This is a genomic window from Streptomyces shinuiensis, assembly GCF_043660855.1.
Taxonomy (GTDB): domain Bacteria; phylum Actinomycetota; class Actinomycetes; order Streptomycetales; family Streptomycetaceae; genus Streptomyces.
The window spans coordinates 764,867-787,143 of sequence record NZ_JBIHML010000001.1 but is presented as its reverse complement, the minus strand read 5'-3'; the positions used below and the strand labels follow the sequence as shown (position 1 = coordinate 787,143).

At 75.6% G+C, this 22,277-nt stretch carries 20 protein-coding genes and 3 pseudogenes; 16 read left to right on the top strand and 7 right to left on the bottom strand.

Annotated elements, in window-relative coordinates; translation table 11 throughout:
* Positions 1-10 precede the first annotated feature (10 nt).
* The 8 genes from ACGRHY_RS03435 (at position 11) to ACGRHY_RS03400 (ending at position 9,529) form a co-directional block, all read left to right on the top strand.
* Entirely contained in the window at positions 11-838 is an 828-nt protein-coding gene (locus tag ACGRHY_RS03435) for an ABC transporter ATP-binding protein (protein WP_394633897.1), read from the top strand.
* A gap of 57 nt (positions 839-895) precedes the next feature.
* A complete protein-coding gene (amiA, locus tag ACGRHY_RS03430) occupies positions 896-1,009 on the top strand; it encodes a streptamidine family RiPP (protein WP_240958231.1) in 114 nt (37 codons plus the stop codon).
* Between the two features lie 125 nt (positions 1,010-1,134).
* Positions 1,135-2,004, top strand: a complete 870-nt coding sequence (locus ACGRHY_RS03425) for a hypothetical protein (protein WP_394633896.1) — start codon at positions 1,135-1,137, stop codon at positions 2,002-2,004.
* A complete protein-coding gene (locus ACGRHY_RS03420) occupies positions 2,001-3,482 on the top strand; it encodes a CocE/NonD family hydrolase (protein ID WP_394633895.1) in 1,482 nt (493 codons plus the stop codon). Before ACGRHY_RS03425 ends, ACGRHY_RS03420 begins: the two co-directional genes overlap by 4 nt.
* The gene (locus tag ACGRHY_RS03415) at positions 3,479-4,858 is read left to right on the top strand and encodes a YcaO-like family protein (protein ID WP_394633894.1); all 1,380 of its coding nucleotides are present in this window, start codon (positions 3,479-3,481) and stop codon (positions 4,856-4,858) included. The genes ACGRHY_RS03420 and ACGRHY_RS03415 overlap by 4 nt, the downstream gene beginning before the upstream one ends.
* 26 nt (positions 4,859-4,884) lie before the next feature.
* Positions 4,885-6,000 (top strand): SagB/ThcOx family dehydrogenase, encoded by a 1,116-nt coding sequence (locus tag ACGRHY_RS03410; protein ID WP_394633893.1) that lies wholly within the window; start codon positions 4,885-4,887, stop codon positions 5,998-6,000.
* Complete coding sequence (locus ACGRHY_RS03405; RefSeq protein ID WP_394633892.1) at positions 5,997-7,763, top strand: ABC transporter ATP-binding protein/permease; 1,767 nt, start codon at positions 5,997-5,999, stop codon at positions 7,761-7,763. The genes ACGRHY_RS03410 and ACGRHY_RS03405 overlap by 4 nt, the downstream gene beginning before the upstream one ends.
* Positions 7,760-9,529: an ABC transporter ATP-binding protein gene (locus ACGRHY_RS03400; RefSeq protein ID WP_394633891.1), complete on the top strand. Its 1,770-nt coding sequence runs from the start codon at positions 7,760-7,762 to the stop codon at positions 9,527-9,529. Before ACGRHY_RS03405 ends, ACGRHY_RS03400 begins: the two co-directional genes overlap by 4 nt.
* A 167-nt stretch (positions 9,530-9,696) precedes the next feature.
* Here the strand turns inward: ACGRHY_RS03400 and rpsR are convergent, their stop codons facing one another.
* From rpsR to rpmG, 4 genes and pseudogenes are all read right to left on the bottom strand, one after another.
* On the bottom strand, positions 9,697-9,933 hold the full coding sequence (gene rpsR / locus ACGRHY_RS03395; protein ID WP_394633890.1) for a 30S ribosomal protein S18: 237 nt from the start codon (positions 9,931-9,933) through the stop codon (positions 9,697-9,699).
* A gap of 45 nt (positions 9,934-9,978) precedes the next feature.
* Positions 9,979-11,132: pseudogene (locus ACGRHY_RS03390) on the bottom strand (CobW family GTP-binding protein).
* Positions 11,129-11,383 carry a type B 50S ribosomal protein L31 gene (locus ACGRHY_RS03385; protein ID WP_394633889.1) on the bottom strand — a complete coding sequence of 85 codons (255 nt, stop codon included), beginning with the start codon at positions 11,381-11,383 and terminating at the stop codon, positions 11,129-11,131. Before ACGRHY_RS03385 ends, ACGRHY_RS03390 begins: the two are co-directional and overlap by 4 nt.
* A 45-nt stretch (positions 11,384-11,428) precedes the next feature.
* A complete protein-coding gene (gene rpmG, locus ACGRHY_RS03380; RefSeq protein WP_093655888.1) occupies positions 11,429-11,593 on the bottom strand; it encodes a 50S ribosomal protein L33 in 165 nt (54 codons plus the stop codon).
* Positions 11,594-11,663: 70 nt separating this feature from the next.
* Between rpmG and rpmB the strand changes: the two are divergent.
* Both rpmB and rpsN read left to right on the top strand, forming a co-directional pair.
* Positions 11,664-11,897, top strand: a pseudogene (gene rpmB / locus ACGRHY_RS03375) (50S ribosomal protein L28); the annotation flags it as partial.
* A gap of 2 nt (positions 11,898-11,899) precedes the next feature.
* Positions 11,900-12,205, top strand: coding sequence for a 30S ribosomal protein S14 (gene rpsN / locus ACGRHY_RS03370; protein ID WP_394633888.1), 306 nt, complete (start codon positions 11,900-11,902; stop codon positions 12,203-12,205).
* Positions 12,206-12,375: 170 nt separating this feature from the next.
* Here rpsN and ACGRHY_RS03365 read toward each other — a convergent pair.
* Positions 12,376-13,446: pseudogene (locus tag ACGRHY_RS03365) on the bottom strand (HAD-IC family P-type ATPase); the annotation flags it as partial.
* 77 nt (positions 13,447-13,523) lie between these two features.
* Between ACGRHY_RS03365 and ACGRHY_RS03360 the strand changes: the two are divergent.
* Entirely contained in the window at positions 13,524-14,186 is a 663-nt protein-coding gene (locus ACGRHY_RS03360) for a flavodoxin family protein (protein ID WP_394633887.1), read from the top strand.
* 272 nt (positions 14,187-14,458) lie between these two features.
* Here the strand turns inward: ACGRHY_RS03360 and ACGRHY_RS03355 are convergent, their stop codons facing one another.
* Complete coding sequence (locus tag ACGRHY_RS03355) at positions 14,459-16,723, bottom strand: heavy metal translocating P-type ATPase (RefSeq protein ID WP_394633886.1); 2,265 nt, start codon at positions 16,721-16,723, stop codon at positions 14,459-14,461.
* Positions 16,724-16,922: 199 nt separating this feature from the next.
* The gene (locus ACGRHY_RS03350; protein WP_394633885.1) at positions 16,923-17,204 is read right to left on the bottom strand and encodes a heavy-metal-associated domain-containing protein; all 282 of its coding nucleotides are present in this window, start codon (positions 17,202-17,204) and stop codon (positions 16,923-16,925) included.
* A gap of 180 nt (positions 17,205-17,384) precedes the next feature.
* Here ACGRHY_RS03350 and ACGRHY_RS03345 point away from each other — a divergent pair, with 180 nt between their 5' ends.
* The 5 genes from ACGRHY_RS03345 to ACGRHY_RS03325 all read left to right on the top strand — a co-directional run bounded on the left by ACGRHY_RS03345 (position 17,385) and on the right by ACGRHY_RS03325 (position 22,275).
* Positions 17,385-18,368, top strand: a complete 984-nt coding sequence (locus ACGRHY_RS03345) for a DUF8832 domain-containing protein (protein WP_394633884.1) — start codon at positions 17,385-17,387, stop codon at positions 18,366-18,368.
* A gap of 649 nt (positions 18,369-19,017) precedes the next feature.
* A complete protein-coding gene (locus ACGRHY_RS03340; protein WP_394633883.1) occupies positions 19,018-19,302 on the top strand; it encodes an SHOCT domain-containing protein in 285 nt (94 codons plus the stop codon).
* A gap of 344 nt (positions 19,303-19,646) precedes the next feature.
* Complete coding sequence (locus ACGRHY_RS03335) at positions 19,647-19,997, top strand: NADH-quinone oxidoreductase subunit A (RefSeq protein WP_394633882.1); 351 nt, start codon at positions 19,647-19,649, stop codon at positions 19,995-19,997.
* Positions 19,988-21,331, top strand: a complete 1,344-nt coding sequence (locus ACGRHY_RS03330; protein ID WP_394633881.1) for a hypothetical protein — start codon at positions 19,988-19,990, stop codon at positions 21,329-21,331. Before ACGRHY_RS03335 ends, ACGRHY_RS03330 begins: the two co-directional genes overlap by 10 nt.
* Positions 21,328-22,275 carry a complex I subunit 1 family protein gene (locus ACGRHY_RS03325; RefSeq protein WP_394633880.1) on the top strand — a complete coding sequence of 316 codons (948 nt, stop codon included), beginning with the start codon at positions 21,328-21,330 and terminating at the stop codon, positions 22,273-22,275. The genes ACGRHY_RS03330 and ACGRHY_RS03325 overlap by 4 nt, the downstream gene beginning before the upstream one ends.
* Positions 22,276-22,277: the final 2 nt, after the last annotated feature.

Sequence of the window (22,277 nt, the reverse complement as noted above, 5' to 3'; positions counted from 1 at the left end):
GAGAAGCCTGTTGACCGACTCCGACTCCGTGGGAATCCGTATCGAGGGGGTCAGCTTCGGATATCCGGCGCGGCCCGTGCTGCGGGGCGTCGGCATGACCGTCCGGCCGGGCGAGCTGACCGCCCTCGTCGGGCTCAACGGCTGCGGCAAGTCGACCCTGCTGCGGCTGGCCGCCGGGCTGCTGCGGCCGGACGAGGGGCGGGTACTGCTCGGCGGGGACGACCTCGCCCGGCTGTCCCGGCGCGCCACGGCCCGGAAGGTGGCGCTGCTGCACCAGTCCGCGCCCGCCGTGCCGGGGATGACGGTGCGCCATCTGGTGCGGCAGGGGCGGTACGCGGCCCGTGGCCCGCTGGGCATGCTGCGCGAGGGCGACGACCCCGTCGTGCGCCGGGCGCTGCGGGACGTGGGCGTGGAGCAGTGGGCCGACCGCGACGTCGACGCGCTGTCGGGGGGCGAGCGGCAGCGGGTGCGACTGGCGATGGCGCTCGCCCAGGACACCCGCGTCCTGCTGCTGGACGAGCCGACCACCTATCTGGACCTGCACCACCAGCTCGACGTGCTGCGGACTGTGGTCCGGCTGCGCGAGGAACGCGGGCTCACGGTGGTGATGGTGCTGCACGACCTGGCCCACGCGGCCCGGTTCGCCGAGCGGATCGTCGCGCTGCGGGACGGTCGCGTGGTGGCCGACGGGACACCGAAGGAGGTGGTCACGCCGGGGTTGCTGGCGGATGTGCTGAGGGTGGCCGGCCGGGTCGGCCGGGACCCCGAGGGGGGATGGCCGGTGTGTTACCCGGATCACCCTCTCCCAGGTGTGGAATATGAAAATCATATTCACTAGAGTGTGATCGCGGCGCTCACCCGAACGCCGTATCTCCCTTACGAACAAGGAGAGTTCATGGACAACGAGCAGGTCTTCACGCCGATCGCCGACCCGGGCCAGCTGGCCCACGACTCGGCCTCCCACTCCAACGCCCTCGTCGAGAACCCCTTCGAGGACACCGAGGAGTAAGCGAGGGCCCGACCGCTCTCGACCGTGGGTCCGCCCGGCGCCATCCGGGTGGGCCCACGCCCGTCCCGGGCCCGCCCCGGGTCCCGCCGCCAGCCCGCCGCCAATCCGCCCGCAGGAGGATCACCGTGTCCCGCAGACAGCTCGCACCCGGTGTCGAGGTCGTCGCCGTGCCCGGGCGAGGCCTCGCCGTCCGCACCCCCGAGGGTGAGTTCCTCGGCGTCGGGACACGGGGCACGGACGAGAGCGCGCTGCTCTCCCTGCTCTCCGGCACCGCCGGGACCCCGCCGGACGAGGAACAGCGCCGCGTCATCAGGGCGTTCGAGGACGCCGGCTATCTGGCGGACGGCCCGCCGAGCCCGGAGTGGCCCGCCGCCCGGCGGAACATCCGCCTGCTGGGCGACCCGGTGCTGACCGAACCGCTCGCCGCCCATCTGACCGCCCTGGGCGCCCGGCCGCGCACCGCCTCCGCGCCCGCTCCCGGCGCGTCGCCGGGCGGTCTCGGCGACCTGCTCCGCGAAGACCCCGCCGCCGTCGTGTGGTGTCTGGACGGACCCGTACCCGACGGGCTGTGGGACACCGCGGACCGGCTGCCCGCGCACGGCGTCGCCTGGCTGCGCTGCCACCGCGAGGGCCGGCAGGCCTACGTCGAGCCGCCCGCCGCCGCCCCAGGAGACGTCACCTCGGCCCATGTCAGGGCCCGCCGGCTCGCCGCCACCCCCGCCCACCGGGAGCTGGCCGCCTACTGGAGCGGACCCCGTACGTCCGGAGCACCGGGACGGCTCACCCCTCACGCCGCCGGCCTGCTCGCGGCACTGCTCGCCGACGATCTCCTGCGGTGGGCCACCGGTGCCCCCGAAGAGACCGGCCTCCCGGCGCGGCGCCGGCTCAGGCGTGTGGACCTGCGCACCCTGACGGTCACCGAGCACCCAGTCCTCCCCGTGCCCGCGGTCGCCCCGATGCCGAAGGCCGCTCCGACACCCGCGAAGAACGGATGACGCCGTCCGGCGCCACCGTCGGGGGACTGGCCACCGACGTCCATCTCCCCGCGGGTCGCGGTCCCTTCCCCGCCGTCCTCCTGCGCACCCCCTACGACCGCGTGCGGCACCGGGCCGAGGCGAGCGGCTGGGCCCGCCGCGGATTCGCCGCCGTCGTCCAGGACGTACGCGGCCGGTTCGCGTCGCCGGGGCGGTGGCGACCGTACGAGAACGAGGCCGCCGACGGGGCGGCGGCCGCCCGCTGGATCCGGCGGCAGCCGTGGAGCGACGGCCGGCTGCTGGCCGCCGGCGCCTCCTACGCCGCCCACTGCGCCCTCGTCCTCGCCCTCGACGCACCCGGGGACGCCCGGCCCGACGCCGTCCTCGCCGCCGTGCCCGCCCTCGGCGCCGCCGAGACGGCGCGCGAACCCTCCGGCGTGGAGAGGCTGCTGGCCCGCGCCGGATGGTGGGCCGCCCACGGCGACCGGAGCGACTCCGACGAAGGCGCCCTGGACAGGGCCCTCGCCGCCGACCCCGGCCTGCTCAACCACCTGCCGCTGACCGGCCTGCCCGAACGGCTGGGGCGGGACATGCCCTCCTGGGCGGGCCTGTGGCGGCACCGCGACCGCGGCCGCCTCGTGTCGCGGGCGGAACACGCCACGGTGCCCCTGCTCGCGGCGGGCGGCCTCCACGACCCCTTCGCCGACGACACCACCGCCCTGTGGCACGCCTGGGGCGGCCCCTCGGCGCGGCTGCTGACGGGCCCCTGGGGACACGGCCTCACCGCCGCGCCCGGTCCCGGCGCCGGACCCGCCCACCGGGTCGACCTCGGTGAGCTGTACGCCGGCTGGGCCCGCCGCGCCCTCGCGGGCGAACTCGCCCCCGGCCGCCGCGGCGCGATGGCACTGGGCGGCGCCGGCCTGTGGCTGCCCGCCGGAGCCGGAGGCGAGGCGCGCGCACAGCGGCTGCGGCTCCTGCACGGCCGCGCCTTCACCGCCGACCCCGAACGCCCCGTCCGCTCGGACGACCTCGCCGTCCCCACCGCCGGAACGCCCGACCGGTGCCTGCTGGCCACCGCGCCGCTGCCCCGCCCGCTCGACGCGGTCGGCCCCGCGCGGGTACGGCTGCGGGCCACGGCAGACACCCCGTCCGCCGACTGGGCCGCCCGGCTCGTCGCCCTCACTCCGGACGGTCGGGCCGAGCGGCTGGCCACCGGGATCGTCCGGCGCGAGGAACCCCCCGGCCGGGCAGCCGGGTTCACCATCGGTCTGGGCCGCCTCGCGCGCCGGCTGCGGGCTGGCACCCGGCTGCGCCTGGAGATCGCCGGACACCACTTCCCGGCCCACGCCCGCAACCCGCACACCGGGGAGGACCCGATGAGCGCCGGCCGGCTGCTCGCCTCCCGGCGGGAGGTCGACCCCGGCAGCGTGGCGCTGACGCTGCACGTACTGCCGTCCCGCCCCACTCCCACCGAACCCGCCGAGGAGATCCCGCGATGACCGCGCTGCCAATGGAAGCCCTGGTCGACCCCGTCTGCGGCATCGTCCGCAAGGTCAAGCCCGTCGAACACCCCGCGGGCGCGCCGCCCCGCTACACCGCGTTCACGGCCGAGATATCCGACGCGCGCAGACTCGGTCTGTGGCCCGCCGACCGGGTCTCCCTCGGCACCACCTTCGGCGACCCCGGGCAGGCCCACCTCGCCGCGGTGGCGGAGGGAGTGGAACGTTACTGCGGCAACCGCGTACCGCCGCCCGGCCACCCGGACGCCCCGCTGCGCGCCACGGCCGCCGAACTGGCCGGGAGGGGAATGCGGTTGTACGGACCGGGCGACCTGCCGGCCTACGCGCCGTGGCAGTACGACCGGGAGAGGTTCCCCTACCGTCCCCTCACCGCCGACACCCCGGCCCTGTGGACGCGCGGCACCGAGCACCTGCCCGACGGCACGACCGCCGAGGTCTGGGCTCCCGTCGCGCTCACCCACCTCAACTGGCGCCAGGGCGAACTGCGCACCCTGCCCCGCACCCACCACCTCAACTACGCGGGCATCGCCACCGGTCAGGGCCTGGACGACGCGGCCGAACGCGGCCTGCTGGAGATCGTCGAGCGCGACGCCCTGGAGCTGTGGTGGCACCTCGACGGGCCGGCGCGCGGCATCGACCCGGCCAGCGTGCCCGGCCTCACCGGTGACCTCGCCGGATCCGTGCTCGACCTCCACCTCGTCGAGATGCCCTCGGAGTTCGCCCCCTGCGTGGCCGCGCTCGTCCACGACCCCCGCCTCGGCCTGTACGCGGCCGGATTCGCCTGCAAGTACGACCCGGCCGAGGCCGCCCGCAAGGCCGTGCTGGAGGCCGTGCACACCTGGGTCTTCACCCAGGGCCTGACCGACCCCGGCGGCTGGGTGTTCCAGGCCGTGGAGGCCGGTCTGCTCGCCCGCGGGCTCTACCTGGACCACCGAGCCGACCGCCGCTACCTCGACGCGTGCGGCGAGCGGTTCGAGCACGTGCGTGACCTGGGAGCGCACGTACAGGTGTGGCTGGACGAACGGATGGCCCCCGAGGCCCGGCGCTTCACCGACCCCGCACACGGGACCGTACCCGTGGACGCGGTCGAGCCCGGCAGCCGGGAGAGGCTGGAGCGCGCGCTGCGCGAACGCGGCCACCGCGTCATGACGTTCGACCTCACCACCGAGGACGTGGCCGAGACCCCGCTGCGCGTCGCCCGCGTCCTGGTCTCCGGGCTCCTGCCCAACGCCCCCGCCGCCTTCGGGTACTTCGGCTGCCCGCGCCTGGCCGAGGCCGCCGTCGGGCGGGGCTGGCGTACGGCCGCCCCCACCACACCGGGGGACTTCACGCTGGCGCCCCCGCCCCACATGTGAGGGCCGCCCCCGTGGAACACACCTCCGTGAAACACGCCTCCGAGAACCGCCCGGTGGACCTCGTCGCAGCCCTCGCCCTCGCCCGCTCCCCGGAGCGCCCCGGGCCCGGCACGCCCGCCGGGCCCGCCGTCCGCGACTGGCCGGGACCATCGCTCCCCATCCCGGACGCGGCCGTGGGGGAGACAGACCTGGGGGCCGTGCTGCGCCTGTCACTGGCGGCCTCGGACGGCTCCGGGCGACTGCGGCCCGCTCCTTCCGCCGGCGCACTGCACCCGGTGGACGCCGAACTGGTCGTGGGAGCCGGCTGCTCCCTGCCCCCCGGCCGCTACGGCTACGACCCGCTGCGCCACCGCGTGCACCGCCTCGGCCGGCGGCCCGATGGCACCCCACCGGGCGTGACCGCCGAACTGTCCGTCACCGCCCGGCGCACGGTCTCCCACTACGGCCGTCGCGCCTGGCCGCTGCTGCTGCTGGACACCGGGCACGCCGCCGCGGCGCTGTTCCTCGCCGCCCGCGCGCTGGGCACGGGCGGGTCCGAAGTCCACCTGGACGGACTCGCCGGGAATCCACTGGCGGCGGTGCGCATCCCCCCGCCCGGCGGTACACCACCGCCGCGGGGCACACCCGCCCCCGCCGAGCTTCAGGCCCGCCGCAGCGTCCCGCCGCCGCTGCAGGGCACCCCGCCCCCCGGCGCGCTGCGGGCCGTCCTGGCCACCGCCGCACGGGCGGGTGCCGGCGGACTGCGCTGGTGCGCCGCCGTCGGCCCACCGCACCCCGGCCTGGTCGAGCCGGCCGCCGACGGCACGGCACTGCGCCGGTACGCCGCGGGCGATGCCCGCCCGACGCTGGCGGCCTGGGCCGCGGGCCAGGCGTGGATCGCGGACTCCGGCGCCGTCCTGCTCGCCCACGGCTGCCCCGCGGACTCCGGCGCGCCGCACATCCGCCGCACCCACCTGCGGGCCGGATTCGCCGTCCACCTGGCCCACCTCGCCGCCCTGCGCCACGGTCTGGCCGCCCGGCCCGTCGGCTCCTGGCAGCAGGCGGACCTCGGCGCCGCCCTCGGCGGCGCGCCGGGCCGGGACTGGATCGTCCACGGACTGGCCCTCGGCACCCTCCACGCCGACGAGGAGAACACCACGTGATCGTCCACCCCGAACTGCGCCGCGCCGCGCTGCGCGCACGGCGCCCCCTGCTGGCGGCCACCCTCCTACAGGGCGCCGTCACCCTCACCCACCTGGCACAGGCCGCGCTGCTGGCCGTCGCGCTCGCCGACCTGGCCCGCGGCGACACCGGCCGGCTCCCGTGGCTGCTGGCCGCCGTACTCGCCGCCGTCGCCGTCCGCGCCGTACTCGCCGTCCGGCAGCGGCGCACCGCCACCCGCGCCGGAGCCCGGGTCAGGGTGGCCCTGCGGGACGAACTCCTGGTCCGCCTCGGCCGTCTGGGGCCCGCGCACCTTGCCTCGTCCGGCCTCCGGCCCGGGGGAGCCCCGGCGCGCGCCGGGGCCGTGCGCACCACCGTCGTCGACGGGGTGGAGGGCGTCGACGCGTACGTCTCCCGCTATCTGCCCCAGCTCCTGGTCGCCCTCACCGTGCCGCTCCTGGTGCTCGCCGTCCTGGCCGCCGTGGAACCGGCGGCGCTCCTCGGCCTCGTCCCCGCCCTGCTGCTCGCCCTGTGCGGGCCGCGGGCCTGGGACCGGCTGCTGACCAGGCGCGGCAGGGAGCACTGGGACACCTACGAAGGGCTGGGCGCCGACTACCTGGAGGCCCTCCAGGGCATGCCCGCCCTGCGCGCCGCCGGCGCGGTCGGCCGCACCCGCGAACGACTCGAGAGGCGCTCGGCGGCGCTGCACCGGGCGACGGTCGCCAAGCTGCGGGTGTCCCTGGTGGACACCGGCATCACCGACCTCGCCGTCCAGGGCGGCACCGCGGCCGCCGCGCTCCTGGCGTGCTGGTCGGCCGTCACCGGGACCACCGCGGCGACCGGCACCTATCTGACGCTGCTGCTGGCCTCCGAGTGCTTCCGGCCGGTGCGGGACCTGGCCCGCGACTGGCACGCCGGATACCTGGGGGCGTCGGCCGCGGACGGGATCGCGGCGCTGCGCACCGCCGAACCCGCCGTCCGCGACACCGGAACGGCGCCCGCGCACTGGCCGGGACCTCCCGAACTGCGCTTCGAGGAAGTCGAGTTCACCTATGAGGGCGCGAAGGATCCCGTCCTTCGCGGTGTCTCCTTCACCGCGCGGGCCGGACAGACCACCGCGATCGTCGGCCCGTCCGGTGCTGGCAAGTCCACGCTCCTGGCCCTGCTCCTGCGCCACCACGACCCGCAGGAGGGCCGGATCACCCTCGACGGGACTCCCACGACCGGGTATGCCCTGGACTCGCTGCGTCAGGGCATCGCCGTCGTCTCCCAGGAGACCTACCTCTTCCACGCCACCATCGCCGACAACCTGCGCCTGGCCCGGCCGGACGCCACGGACGGCGAACTGGCGGACGCGGCGCGCGCCGCCGGCGTCCACGACGAGATCGCGGCCCTCCCCGACGGCTACGCCACCGTCCTCGGGGAGCGCGGCGCCACCCTGTCCGGCGGACAGCGCCAGCGGCTCGCCCTCGCACGGGCCCTGCTGGCCGACGCGCCCGTACTCGTCCTCGACGAGGCCACCAGCTCGGTCGACGAACGACGGGAGGAGGAGATCGTCCGCGAACTGCTGAACGCCGCGAGCGGCCGGACCGTCCTGGTGGTCGCCCACCGGCTCTCGGCCGTCCGGCACGCCGACCGCATCGTCGTCCTCGACCGGGGCCGGGTGGACGCCGTCGGCGAGCACACCGGCCTGGCCGGGGCCGGAGGCGTCTACGCGGCCCTGGTCGAGGCGGGCCGCGTCCACCGGGGAGGAGTCGCCGCATGAGCACCGCCACCGACACCGTCCACACCGACACCACCACCGGCGCGGACGCGCCCGCTCGTGGATCGCTGCGCGCCCTGCTCCCGGCCCTCGCCGGGCACCGCGCCACGGCGGTGCGAACCTGCGCCGCCGCGCTCGTCGAACAGGGCTCCCTCGTCGTGCTGCTGACGCTGGCCGCGCACACCGTGGGGGCGGCCGTCATCGAAGGACGCGCCCCCTCGGCCGCCACCGTCACCGCGCTCGCAGTCCTCGTCCTCGTACGCGCCCTGGCCACCTGGCGCGAGATGGACCTCTCGCACGACCTGGCCTACCGGGTGCTGGCCGCACTGCGCGTACGTGTCTTCGACGGATTCGCCCGCAGCGCCCCCGCCCGCGTCGCCGGCCGGCGCAGCGGGGACCTCGCCGCGACCGCCATGGCGGACGTGGAGGCGCTGGAGTTCTTCTACGCCCACACCACCGCCCAGCTCCTGGCGGCGGGGACGGTCTTCACCGGTGGCACGGTGGTCCTCGCCGCGGTGGAGCCGTGGCTGCCGGCGGCCGTACTGCCGGTCGCGGCACTGCTCGCCGCCGCGCCCTTCGCCGACGCGCGCGAACGCGCTGCGCGCGGCGGCCGCACCCGGGCGGCCGCCGCGCGGCTGTCGGCCGACACGGTGGAGACCGTCGACGGACTGCGCGAACTGCTCGCCTTCGGCGCCCTGGCCGAACGCCGCCGCCTGCTGGCCGGGAGAGGACGGCAGATGGGCGAGGCCCAGCGCGCCGAGGCCACCGGGGAGGCCGCCGCCGCCGCGGTCCGCGACCTCCTCATCGTGGTGGCGGTCCTCGGCGTGGTCGCCGCGGCGGCGCAGTCGGTGATCTCGGGACGGCTGCACGGGGCGTGGGCCCCGGCGGCGATGGCGCTGGCCCTGTCGATCCTGGGCCCCGTCGCGGAGTCGGCCAGGACGCTGAGCCAGGCCGTGGCGCTGCGCGCGGCGGCCGCCCGGGTCGGCGCGGCGGTGGGGGCCCCCGCCCTCGCCCCGCCGCCCGCCGCACCCCGCCCGCTGCCCCCCGGTCCGCTGGGCGTCCGACTGCACCGGGTGAGGTTCGACTACGGCGGCGGGCCGGTGCTGGACGGCGTCGAGTTGACCGTCCGCCCGGGGCAGACCCTCGCGCTGGTCGGCGCCTCGGGGGCCGGCAAGTCGACCTGCGCCCATCTGCTGGCCCGGTTCTGGGACCCTTCCGAGGGGAAGGTCCAGCTGATACCCGCCGACGGCCACCCCGTCGACATGCGCGAGGTGGACGACGCCGAACTCCGTCGCGCCGTCGCGCTGGTGGGCCAGGAGACGCCCCTCTTCCACGGCACCCTCGCGGAGAACCTGCGGCTCGCCGCCCCCGATGCGGACGACGGCCTCCTCGCCGAGACGGCCCGGCTGTGCGGCGTGGACCGGATCGCCCCGATGGACACACCGGTCGGCGAACGGGGCTCCACCCTGTCGGGCGGCCAGCGGGCCCGCATCGCCCTGGCCCGCGCGCTCCTGGCCCGGCCCAGGGTCCTGGTGCTCGACGAGTCCACTGCCCATCTGGACAACGCCGGCGACGCCCGGCTCGCCGCCGCGCTGGAGGAGGAGGGCCGCACCACGATCGTCATCGCGCACCGCCGCGCCACCATCCGCCGGGCCGGCCGCATCGCCGTCCTCGAAGCCGGACGCATCGCCGAGGAGGGCACCTGGGAGGAGCTCACCGCACGTCCGGGCAGCGCGCTCAGCCGCAGCCTCGCCGCCAACGCGCCCTGAGCTTCCGCGACGTGCCTCCCCCGCCGGAACCCGGTGGGGGAGGCACGTCGTATCCGGACGACCCGGCGCCGATACGGCTGCCCGGTACGGCACCGGGCCGGCACCCGGGGGAGCGGGTGCCGGCCCGAAGCCGGTGGAGGGGCGCCCCCGGAGGGGAGGGGCGCCCGCTATCGACCGCCGTAGGGCATCAGGGCCATCCCACGGGCGTTCTTGAGCGCGCGGGCGAGCTGCCGCTGCTGCTGGGCGGTGACGCGGGTGACGCGGCGGCCGCGGATCTTGCCCCGGTCGGAGACGAACTTCCGCAACAGGCCGGTGTCCTTGTAGTCGGTGTAGGTGATCCCGGCGGCATCCAGGGGGTTGGGGCGGGGCTTGGCGTTCCTGAGGGGGCCGGTGGGGCGTGGCATGGGGGAGTGCTCCCCGGTTCTCGCGGGTCGGGGCGCCGGACCGGCTCAGGCGGCGTCCGGCAGGGGGGCGAAGGCGGCCGGGAGGCGTTTCCACGCCTCCCGGCCCGCGGCGTACTCGGCGTCGGTGAGCAGGCAGGAGCCGAGCAGGCCCACCAGGCCCTCGCGGTCCAGGCCGGGGGAGGTGAAGACCAGGTGCTGGCAGCGGTCGCCGTGCTCGGGATGCCAGTCCAGCGCGGCGGCCGCCCGGCGGACGGGGTCCACCGTCTCCCAGGCGGCGTCGGGAAGCGACGCCGGCCAGGGGCCGGCGCTCTCGACGCAGAGCGCACCGCCGGCGCAGTCCCGGGCCAGCAGGTTGTCGGGCCGGTCGGCGAGCCGGAAGCGGCCGCGGCTGCGGGCGGCGGCGCAGGCGAGGTCCTCCAGGGCCTCGTAGAGCCGTCCGGGATGGAAGGGGCGGTGGCGGCGCCAGACCGGGGTGGTCACCCCGGCCTCGTCCGCCTCCTGCGGCAGCCGGGAACAGGCCGGATGCTGGGCGGTGGCGGCCATCGCCGCGTCGAAGCCGGCGAGCGCGGCCTCGGCCAGTTCCCCGGAGGCGGCTCGCACCCGGCGCGCGGCCGGGTGGAGCTGGGCCAGGAGCGCGTGGTCGGTCTCGTCGGCCTCGGGGCTGTCGACGAGGGCGAGTACGGGGCGTACTCCAGTTGCCGCGCCCAGGTGTCGGCGACCGTGCGCTGGTCGGTGGCGGCCGTGGCGAGGCCGGCCTCGGCCAGGTCGTCGCCGTTCGCCAGCCGGGGCAGGACGAGGGCGGGGTCGACGGCGGTGACGACGCCGGTCAGCTCCAGTGCGTCGCGGCCGTGGGCGGCGATGACGTCGGCCATGCACATGGGCTCGACGGAGTCCCACAGCTCGACGACCGCCAGCCGGGCGGAGCCGCCGGTGGCCAGCCGCTCCAGTTCCGGGATCAGGTCCTCGCGCAGTGCGCAGCAGGCGCAGTCGTTGGCCAGGGGCGCCTCGCCGCGGGACAGCTCGCCCGAGGCGGTGCGCACGGTGCGCGGCACCGTGCCGTCCGCGGCGCCGGACAGGTCGTGGTGGAGGGCCACGCCGCCCGGCACGGAGTGCAGCAGCCGCTCCACGACCTCGTGTCGGGCGTCGGCGTGCAGCCCGGCGACGACCACGACGGGCAGCCGGGGCTCCCCGGCCGTCAGCGGGCCCCGCGCGAGCCGTAGCGGCGCTCGAAGCGCTCCACGCGCCCGGCGGTGTCCAGGGCCCGCTGGGCGCCGGTGTAGAAGGGGTGGCTCGCCGATGAGATCTCGACGTCGACCACCGGGTAGGTGTTGCCGTCCTCCCACTCGATGGTCTTGTCGCCGGTCATGGTGGAGCGGGTGAGGAAGGCGAAGCCGGCGCTCTTGTCGCGGAAGACGACGGGGCGGTACGGGGGGTGGATTCCGGGTTTCACGATTGTGTCCTCAGGCCGTGCGGTCGGGGTCGGGGCCGATGAGGGTCAGCGCTCCTCGCGGAAGTCGACGTGCCGGCGGGCGAGGGGGTCGTACTTGCGCAGGACCATGCGGTCGGGGTCGTTGCGGCGGTTCTTGCGGGTGACGTAGGTGTAGCCGGTCCCCGCGGTGGAGCGGAGCTTGATGACCGGGCGGAGTTCACTGCGTGCCATGGCGCCAGTATATGACAATGGTTTCCATTTTCGAAAAGGGAGCCGTCCGTACCGAGAGGAAGGAACCTCCTTGTCCGCCCACTGCCAACTGACCGGCGCCAAGCCGGGCTTCGGCAAGAGCATCTCCCACTCCCACCGGCGCACCTCCCGCCGCTTCGACCCCAACATCCAGCGCAAGCGCTACTGGCTGCCCAGTGAGGGGCGCCACGTCCGCCTCACCCTCAGCGCGAAGGGGGTCAAGACCGTCGATGCCATCGGGATCGAGGCCGCCGTGGCCCGCATCCGGGCGCGGGGAGGAAAGGTCCGATGGCCGGGAAGAGCAAGATCGCCAAGAACGGCAGGCGACGGGAGATCGTCGAGCGGTACGCGGCCCGGCGCGCGGAGCTGAAGGGGATCATCCGCCGCCCGGCCTCCACCGAGGACGAACGAGCCGCCGTGCTGGCGGAGTTGCGGCGCCAGCCGCGTGACGCCAGCGCCACCAGGGTGCGCAACCGCGACGCAGTGGACGGCCGCCCGCGCGGTCACCTGCGCAAGTTCGGGCTCTCCCGGGTGCGGATGCGGCAGCAGGCCCACGCCGGATTCCTGCCCGGAGTCACCGAGTCCTCCTGTTGACGGACTTCTTCGGGGTGGAAGCGGCCGATCGCCTCCACCCCGAACGGGCCGGCCGGGGAGGCGACCGCGGCGGTGCGGGGTGGAGGGGGATGGGGAGGGACTCACCCCTCCCCCTGGCCGCGTATCCGGCGGGAGGGGGTGAAGGCGCGGAGACCGAGGATGTCGGGCGGGTCGGTGACGCCGGGGCCGCCCCGCCCGGCCCGTGCGGTGACGTCGGTCAGCAGTACCGGCTGCCGGCCGGTCAGCCGGGTCAGGGCGGCGACGGTGGCGGCGGCGTCCGGCCGCAGCCGGTCGGCGATGCCCAGTGCGCCGACCGGGGTCCCGTCACGGAGCACCACGACGGCGGTGTGCCCGGCGTCCTCCAACTCCCCTGCCACGGAGCGGATCTGGCCGGAGTCATCGGGCAGGAGACGGCCCGGGGAGCCGACCTGGACGGTACGGCCGCCGACGGTGGCGCTCACGCCCCGGCCGGGGGCGGAGGCGAAGCCGGACGCACCGGCGAGGGGGAGGCCGCGCTCGCGGGCGGCGTCGACGACGGCGCGGGCCAGCGGGTGCTCGCTGGGGTGCTCGGCCGCGGCGGCCAGGGCCAGCAACTCGTCGCCGGTCAACCCGCTGCCGGGCAGCGGGCGCAGGTCGGTGAGGCGCGGGGTGCCCTCGGTGAGGGTGCCGGTCTTGTCGAGGGCGACCGTGTCGATCTGCCCGAGGCGCTCCATGACGACGGCGGACTTGGCGAGCGCGCCGTGGCGGCCCGCGTTGGCGATGGCCGACAGCAGCGGCGGCATCGTGGAGAGCACCACCGCGCAGGGTGAGGCCACGATCATGACCGTCATGGCGCGCAGCAGCGCCGACCGCAGCTCGTCGCCGAAGGCGAGCGGAACGGCGAAGACCGCCAGGGTCGCGACCACCATGCCGAGGGAGTACCGCTGCTCGATCTTCTCGATGAACAACTGGGTGGGGGCCTTGGTCTCGGAGGCCTCCTCGACCATCGCCACGATCCGGGCGATCACCGTCTCCGAAGGGTCCCGCGCCACCCGCACGGTGAGGGCGCCCGTGCCGTTCACCGTACCGGCGAACACCTCGTTCCCGGGCCGCTTGGTGGCCGGCAGCGGTTCGCCGGTGATGGTGGCCTGGTCCACCTCGCTCTCGCCGGTGACGACCACGCCGTCGGCGCCGACCCGCTCTCCGGGGCGGACCAGGACGGTGTCGGCGACCGCCAGTTCCGCGGCCGGAACGGTCTCCTCCGGCACAGAGGCGAGACCCGGCATGGGCGCCTTCGGCCGCGACCGCACACGGAACCGACGAAAAGGGGACCGCAACCGTGAGCACCACCGTCAGGCTCGCCGTCGTCTACTACTCATCCACCGCCACGATCGCCACGATCGCCACGATCGCCACGATCGCCACGATCGCCACGATCGCCACGATCGCCAAGGAGATCACCGAGGCCGCCGAGAAGGCCAGCGCCGAGGTCCGGCTGCTCAAGGCCGACGAACTCGCCCCCCAGGCCGCGATCGACTCCAACCCCGCCTGGGCCGCCAACGCGGCGGCCACCGCCGACATCCCCCACGCCACCCCCGAGGACATGGAGTGGGCCGACGCGGTGATCTTCGGCTCTCCCACCCGCTACGGCAACATCGCCAGCCAGCTCAAGCGGTTCATCGACACCCTCGGCGGCCTGTGGGCCCAGGGCAAGCTCGCCGACAAGGTCTACAGCGGCTTCACCTCCTCGGCCACCGCCCACGGCGGCCAGGAGTCCACCCTGCTGGCGCTGTACAACACCATCCACCACTTCGGCGGCATCCTCGTGGCCCCCGGCTACACCGACCCCGCCAAGTTCGCCGACGGCAACCCCTACGGCACCTCCCATGTGGACGCCCAGGGCGACAACCCCGTCGACGACACCACCCGCACCGCCGCCCGCGTACAGGCCGAGCGCGTCGTACGCATCGCCTCCGCGCTCAAGAAGGGCCTCGCCGCCTGACCACCGGACGCGCCGGCCGCACCCTCCGTGCGGCCGTCACCGTGGTGCGCTCGGCGTTCGCGGTGTTCCCGGGGTGGGCGGCCTGGTGCTGTCGCAGACGGCGCTGCCGCGCGTCCCTGATCGACCCCGTGTGCACCACGGTGATCTGCGTGTTCGCCGTCGCCTTGTCCCCTGGGGATCCGGCGGTGGAGGGCACAGGAGAGAGGAGGGGGCCGGGGCGGTGTGCCCCGGCCCGAAGGCGGTGCGGTTTCCGCGACCGCTGGACGGGGTCGTCAGCTCTGGGCGCGGAAGGCGCGCAGCCGGAGGCTGTTGCCGACGACGAAGACGGAGGAGAAGGCCATCGCCGCTCCCGCGATCATCGGGTTGAGCAGTCCGGCCGCGGCCAGTGGCAGGGCGGCGACGTTGTAGCCGAAGGCCCAGAACAGGTTGCCCTTGATGGTGGCCAGGGTGCGGCGCGACAGCCGGATGGCGTCGGCGGCGACCCGCAGGTCGCCGCGGACCAGGGTGAGGTCGCCGGCCTCGATGGCGGCGTCGGTGCCGGTGCCCATGGCCAGGCCGAGGTCGGCCTGGGCGAGGGCGGCCGCGTCGTTGACGCCGTCGCCGACCATGGCCACGGAGCGGCCCTCGTTCTGGAGGCGCTTGACGGTGTCGACCTTGTCCTGGGGCATGACCTCGGCGATCACCTCGTCGATCCCGACCTCGCGGGCGACGGCCTCGGCCACCGCCCGGTTGTCGCCGGTCAGCAGCACCGGGGTGAGCCCGAGGGCGCGCAGCCGGGTGATGGCCTCGGCGCTGGTGGGCTTGACCGCGTCCGCCACCGCCAGCACGGCGCGGGCGGCTCCGTCCCAGGCGACGGTGATGGCGGTGCGGCCGGAGGCCTCGGCGTCGCTTTGGGCGCGGGCGAGGTCGGCGGGCAGGTCGATGGCCCACTGGTCCAGGAGCTGGGTGCGGCCGACGAGGACGGCGTGACCCTCGACGGTGCCCTGGACGCCGAGGCCGGGAATGTTCGCGAAGTCCTCCACTGCGGGCAGGGTGCCGACGCGCTCGGCGGCGCCGGTGGCGATCGCCCGGGCGATGGGGTGTTCGGAGGCGTGTTCCAGGGCGCCGGCCAGGCGCAGCACCTCGCCGTCGTCCTCGCCCCCGGCGGTGTGGACGGCCAGGAGTGTCATCTTCCCGGTGGTGACGGTGCCGGTCTTGTCCAGGACGACGGTGTCCGCGCGCCGGGTGGTCTCCAGGACCTCGGGGCCCTTGATGAGGATGCCGAGCTGGGCGCCGCGTCCGGTGCCGACCATCAGGGCGGTGGGGGTGGCCAGGCCCAGGGCGCAGGGGCAGGCGATGATCAGGACGGCGACGGCCGCGGTGAAGGCCGCGGCCGGCCCCGCCCCGTTGCCGAGCCAGAAGCCCAGGGTGGCCAGGGCGAGAGTGATGACGACGGGGACGAAGACGGCGGAGATGCGGTCGGCCAGGCGCTGGGCGGCGGCCTTGCCGTTCTGGGCGTCCTCGACCAGCCTGGCCATCCGGGCGAGCTGGGTGTCGGAGCCGACGCGGGTGGCCCGCACGACCAGTCGGCCGCCGGCGTTGACGGTCGCGCCGGTGACCGCGTCGCCCACGCCGACCTCGACGGGGACGGATTCGCCGGTCAGCATCGAGGCGTCCACGGCCGAGGAGCCCTCGACGACGGTGCCGTCGGTGGCGACCTTCTCGCCGGGGCGGACCAGGAAGCGGTCCCCGACGGCCAGCTCGGCGACGGGGACGAGCTCCTCACGCCCTCCCCGCAGGACGGTGACCTCCTTGGCGCCCAGCTCCAGCAGGGTGCGCAGGGCGGCGCCGGCCTTGCGCTTGGAGCGGGCCTCGAAGTAGCGGCCGGCCAGGATGAAGGCGGTCACTCCCGCGGCTGCCTCCAGATAGATGTTGGCGGCACCGTCGGTCCGGGCGATGGTCAGCTCGAAGGGGTGGGTCATGCCGGGTGTTCCGGCGGTGCCGAGGAACAGCGCCCACAGGGACCAGAGGAAAGCGGCCGAGGTGCCCACCGAGATCAGGGTGTCCATGGTGGCCGCGCCGTGCCGGGCGTTGGTGAAGGCCGCCTTGTGGAAGGGCCAGGCGGCGTAGGTGATCACCGGGGCGGCCAGGGTCAGCGACAGCCACTGCCAGTAGGTGAACTGCCAGGCCGGGACCATGGCCATCGCGATGACGGGCACGGCCAGGATCACGGCCGTGGCCAGGCGCTGCCGCAGCGGCCGCAGCTCGTCCTCCTCGTCCGCAGCGGGGGCCGCCCCGCCGGAGCCGTCGCCGGCCGTCCCGCGCTCGGGGGCGGGGGGCGCGGCGGTGTAGCCGGTGGCCTCGACGGTGGCGATCAGGTCCTCCACACCGACGCCCTCGCCGAAGGAGACCCTGGCCTTCTCGGTGGCGTAGTTGACGGTGGCGCTCACACCGTCCATGCGGTTGAGCTTCTTCTCGATGCGGGCGGCACAGGAGGCGCAGGTCATGCCGCCGATTGCGAGTTCGACCTCGGCTGCTTCGCTGGCGGTGGTGGTCATCACTGCTCCTCGGACAGAAGTGTCAGGTGCTGGGTGCGGTGCGGGGGCGGAAGAGAGGCCGGGCGGCTCGACCGGGAGTCCGCCGCCGGTGATTCCACCGGCCGCGGTCGTACTCCTCGGTCCCGCCGTGCGGGAGGGGCGGGCGCCGGGCCCGCCGGACGGGGGGCCCGGCACGGGGGAGGGGTGCGGAGAGGGCGGGTCAGGCGGCCCGGCCGGTGAGCTCGTATCCGGCCTCGTCGACGATCTCGGCGATCCGGGCGTCGTCGGGCGCGCCGGCGGCGGTGACGGTGACACGGCCGGCCGTGACGTCGACCTCGACGGCCAGTACGCCGTCGAGGTCTCCGATGGCCTTGGTGAGGGTGGCCTTGCAGTGGCCGCAGGTCATGCCGGCGACCGCGTAGACCGTGGTGGTGCCCTCGACGGTGGCGGTCCGGGTGGTGCCGGTCGAGCAGCTTCCGTCAGGGGTGCAGCAGGACGACATGGTGTTCCTCCGAGAGATCTCTTTAATACCCCAGTGGGGTATATCTGATGTCGTCATGTATACCCCCCTCCCCTATGCTTGGCAAGTCCTCGACGCTCGCTTGCATATACCCCTAGGGGGTATATGCTTCCGTGTCGGAACCTGTTTGGGCAGGGCACGTTCAAGGAGGGTGAGAACACCATGAACACCGCACTGAAGATCACTGCGTTCACCGCCGCGCTCGCGGCCGCGTTCGGGACCGCGTACGGGGTGGGGAACGCCGTGGACCCCGTCGCCACCGAACCCGCCCCCGCGGCGCACGCCGATCACGGAGCGGGCGCGGGCCACGAGGACGACGCACCGGGGCGCGGGGGAGGGGAGGGCGGTCACGGGGAGGCGCAGGCCGGCGGCCTGCAGATCTCCGAAGGCGGCTACACCCTGGACCTGGACACCTCGCGAGTGAAGGCGGGTGAGGAGACGGAGCTGAGCTTCGCCGTCCGGGGCGAGGACGGGCGACCGCTCACCTCCTACCGCACCGAGCACGGCAAGCAGCTCCATCTGCTCCTGGCCTCACGGGACCTGGCCGTCTACCGCCATCTGCACCCGAAGCGGGCGGCCGACGGCTCCTGGAGCATCCCGGTGAACCTCCCCGCCGCCGGCGACTACCGAGTCTTCGCCGACTTCGCCCCGGCCGTCGAGGGCGCGAAGCCCCTCACTCTGGGCGCCGACCTCGCCGCCGTGGGCGCGTACGAGCCGAAGGGTCTCCCCGAGCCGTCCCGCACCGCCACCGTCGACGACTACACCGTCACCCTCGACGGTTCCCTGCGCCCCGGTGCGGCCGCAACCCTCGATCTGAAGGTCGCCAGGGACGGCCGTCCCGTCACCGACCTCCAGCCCTACCTCGGCGCCTACGGTCATCTGGTCGCCCTGCGCGCCGGCGACCTCGCCTACCTCCACGTCCACCCCGGCGGCGAGCCCGGCGACGGCGCCACCGAAACCGGTCCCACCGTCTCCTTCGCCACCACAGCCCCCAGCAGCGGCTCCTACCGTCTGTTCCTGGACTTCAAGCACGACGGGAAGGTCCGCACCGCCGCCTTCACCGTCACCGCCGACGGCGCGGCGAAGGCCGAGGAGGAGAAGGGCGACGGAGGTGCGGACCACGAGGACGGCGCACATCAGCACTGAACCGGTGCTTCCGGCTGCGGGCGGCCTCTCGCCGGGCAGCGGCGGGCTCATCGGTGCGGCACCGGGTCCGCCGCTCGGCGGTTCCGGTCTGGCCCAGCACCTGTCCGGAACCTTCGGGCTGGCTGCCCGGGTCGTCGGTCCGGTCCTCGGGGCGCGCAACTTCAGCGTCGGGATGCTGTCCGCCGCCCCTGCCGCGCGGCGATGGAGGCGTTCGAGCGGGCCTCTCCGAAACTCCCGTTCGCCCGGCACGCGCGGGAGCAGGCCGCTCTGCTGCTGGAGACGACCGCGGACGGGCACTGCGCCACCATTCCCGGGAGGCCCTGGCAGCCGCCGTGTACGAGGTCGCGGCGGGCCGGACGCCTAGGGCGGTCTTCGGCGCGGGAGGATCCGGCGCGGTGGTCTGCCTGTACCGGCTCCTCTTTCCCGAAGCGGGGCCGCACCGCGTGACGCGGCTCGTTACCGCCGCCGGCTCCCTCGGGGGCATGCCGCTGCCACTGTTCATCGCCTGCGGTCCGGCCATGGGCCGACCGGACACGGCGGCGGGGACCACCGGCCCCTGCGCCGCGGCCGGCGCGGAGGCATCCTGGCAGTAGGCGGAACGCCGGGGCGGGCGCGACGGCCGCGCCGGCCGGCCGGGAGGTGACGGACGATGATGTTCTGGAACGGCCACGGTGTCAGCGGCTGGGGGTGGTTCGCGATGTCGGCCGGCATGATCCTGTTCTGGGTGCTGGTCATCACCGCGGCGGTCCTGCTCTTCCGTGCCCTGGACCGACCCCGGGAGCGCCCCCGCGCACATGAGGGCCCCCGCACACCCGAGGGGTCCTCCGCCGAGCGGCTTCTGGCCGAGCGGTTCGCCCGCGGCGAGATCGACGAGGAGGAGTACCGGGGCCGTCTGGCCGTCCTGCACTCCTCCGGCCCATCCGCCGGATCCTGACCGGGGTGGTGACCTGCTCCCCGGATCCCGGCCCGCAGCACGGCCGGAGAACCGCCGCCGGCCGGTCCGGCGGAGTGGAGCACGGGGGCCGAACGGGCGGCCGGGGGAGTGAAGGGGATTGCCGGGAGCCCGCCGGGGCAAGGGATCGTGCGGCTGTCCGTCGGCCGCGCCCGGCTCTCCGGGCGGAACCGCTGACACCAACGGCTCCCGCACGGCCACCGGCCACCGGCCGTGCGGGAGCGGTCGCCGTATGGAATGAATCACTCCTCGCGGGGTACCGGCGGGCGGACGCCCCCGTGTGAGCCGGGGCGGACGACTCCGGACGGACGTTACGCGAGGAGAACATGCGCGAGTTCCTGGACCTGGGGGCGATGCTGCTGCTCGCGGCAGGCGCGGTCGCCGGACTGCGTCTGCTCCACCGGCTGACCGCTGTCCGGGGAGAGCCGCTGCTCGCCGCGCCCCTCCTTTCCGGGAACATCCCCGACGAGCACGCGCTGTCGCGCTTCCACGCCCGCTGGTACGCGCTGACGCTGCTGTTCCTCGCCTTCGACGTCGAGATGCTCTTCATGTACCCCTGGGCGGTCGTCGTCGCGGAGGTCGGGATGGCGGCAGTGGTGGAGATGTTCGTCTTCCTCGGCCTGCTGATGTGCGGTGTGGTGTACGCCTGGCGCGAAGGGGCCCTGCGATGGGCCTGAGCGCCGCTCTGCGGAACCTGACGGAGCGCCTGGCCGCGCCTGCCGCCGGTGGGCCCCGGGTCCTGCTGGTGACGTGCCCCGGGGCCACGGCCGTACGGCTGGCGGCGGAGGCGGCCGTGGCCGGACTCGGCGGGCGCCCGGCCGACTCGCCCACGGAGGCGGACGTCCTGCTCGTGGCGGGAGAAGCGTCCGAGGAGATGCGGGCCGCCATCGACACCGTGTGGGGGCAGATGCCGGAGCCGCGGGTGCGGGCGGAAGCGACGCGGCCCCGGGACGCCGAGGCGGTACTGCGCGGCCTCCTGCCCGCGCTCGCCGGTCCCGGGCAGGAGGCGGAGGCCGCCCGGCGGGACGACGAGTGGGGGCGGGACGGGGGAGGGGACGGCCACGAAGACGGCCGAGAGGGCGGCCAAGGGGACCACGGCGGTGGTGGCGGTGAACACGGGGACGAACACGGCGGCGGCCACGGAGACCACGGCGGGATGCGGATGCCCGGCGGACTGATGATGGCCGGCCGCGCCGAGGACCGCGACGGCCTGAAACTGGACGTGCTGAACGTACCGCTGGGGCCGGTGCTGCCCGACTGGCCCGCCGGCCTGGTCGTCGGCACCGTCCTGCAAGGGGATGTCGTACAGCGGGCCGAGGGGCGGGCGCTCCCCTCCGCGGGGCCGGGCGGTCCGCTGTTCTGGCACGCCGAAGACGATCACCCCGTCGCTCCCGGGGCCCGTACGGCAGCCTGCCATCTGGACTCGCTGGGACGACTGCTCGCCCTGACCGGCTGGGAGGACGCCGCGGCCGGGGCCCGCCGGCTGCGCGACCGGCTGCTCGCAGGCGAGCCGGCGGACGCGGTCCGCGCGGACCTGGGGCCGTGGCGGCGGCGGGTGGAGCGCTCGCGCACGCTGCGGTGGGCGACGGACGGCATCGGCGTGCTCGCTCCGGCCGACGCGGTACGGCTGGGTGTGAGCGGTTCCGCCGTACGGACCCGGCCGCCCCACGACGCGACCGCGCGGTGGCTGCGGTGGCTTGTGGAGGCGGACGAGGCGCTGGCCGGCGGGCAGGTGCCCGACGGAGGTCCGCGCGGCCACCGGGCGCCGGACGGCTCCCCTCCCTCGCGCGGCCTGCTGGACGCGGCCGTCGAACTGATGCCGGGGCTGGAACTGTCCGCCGCCCGGCTGCTGGTTGCGAGCCTCGACCCCGACCCGGACGAACTGGCCGGGCCGGAGCAGGGGGAGGCGGAGGACGGGGCACGGGACGAGGAGACGGAGAAGGGCCCGCACCGGGACCGACACGGCCGCGACGGGCACGGCCGCGGTGGCGGAGGGGGCGGTGAGCAGTGACCGTCACCGGAGCGCCGGCCTGGGCGGTGGTGCCCGCGGCCGGGGTGCTGCTGGCGCTGGCGCTGGCCGCCGCCGTGCTCGACGCGCTCCTGGACACGCCGGCGGCCGGCGGCGGAACGGCAGCGGCGGCGCGCGGCCGCAGGTGGTCCCGCCCGCTGGCCGAGTCGGCGCGGCTGATGCGGCAGCGCGGCCGGACCACGGTGGCACCGGACCGGCTGCTGTGGCGGACCGGCACGGCGGGGCCGCTGGTGGCGGCCCTGCTGATGGCGGCGGTGGTGCCCGTGGGCGGGACGGTGGTGGCCGACCTGCCGGTGGGCGTCGTCTGGTTCAACGCGGTGGACGTCACCCTCTGGGCGGCCGTGTGGCTGGCGGGCTGGGGGCCGAACAGCGTGTATCCACTGGTCGGCGGCTACCGGTTCGTCGCCCAGGCGCTCGGCTACGAACTGCCGCTGATGTTCGCGCTGACCGCCCCGGCGGTGGCGGCGGAGAGCCTGCGGGTGGGCGAGGTGGTCCGGGCCCAGCAGGGGCTGTGGTTCGTGGTGTGGATGCCGGTGGCGTTCGTGGTGTTCCTGGGGGCTGTGGCCGCCTTCGGCATGTGGGGGCCGTTCTCCTCCCCGGTGGGCCGCGACGCGGCCGGGGGAGTGCTCGCGGAGGCGGCCGGGGTGGACCGGCTGCTGCTGCTGGCCGGGCGGTACGCGCTGCTGGCGGCCGGGTCGGGGATGGCGGTCGCGCTGTTCCTGGGCGGCGGCGCGGGGCCGTGGCTGCCGGGCTGGCTGTGGTCGCTGCTCAAGACGCTGGCCGTTCTCACGGTCCTGGTGGTGCTCCACCGCCGGCTGCCGGTGCTGCGCCCCGAGCGGATCGTCCGGATCGGCTGGCTGGTGGCGCTCCCGGCGGTGCTGCTGCAGGTCCTGGTGGTGTCCGCGGTCATGGTGGCGAAGGGGTGAGC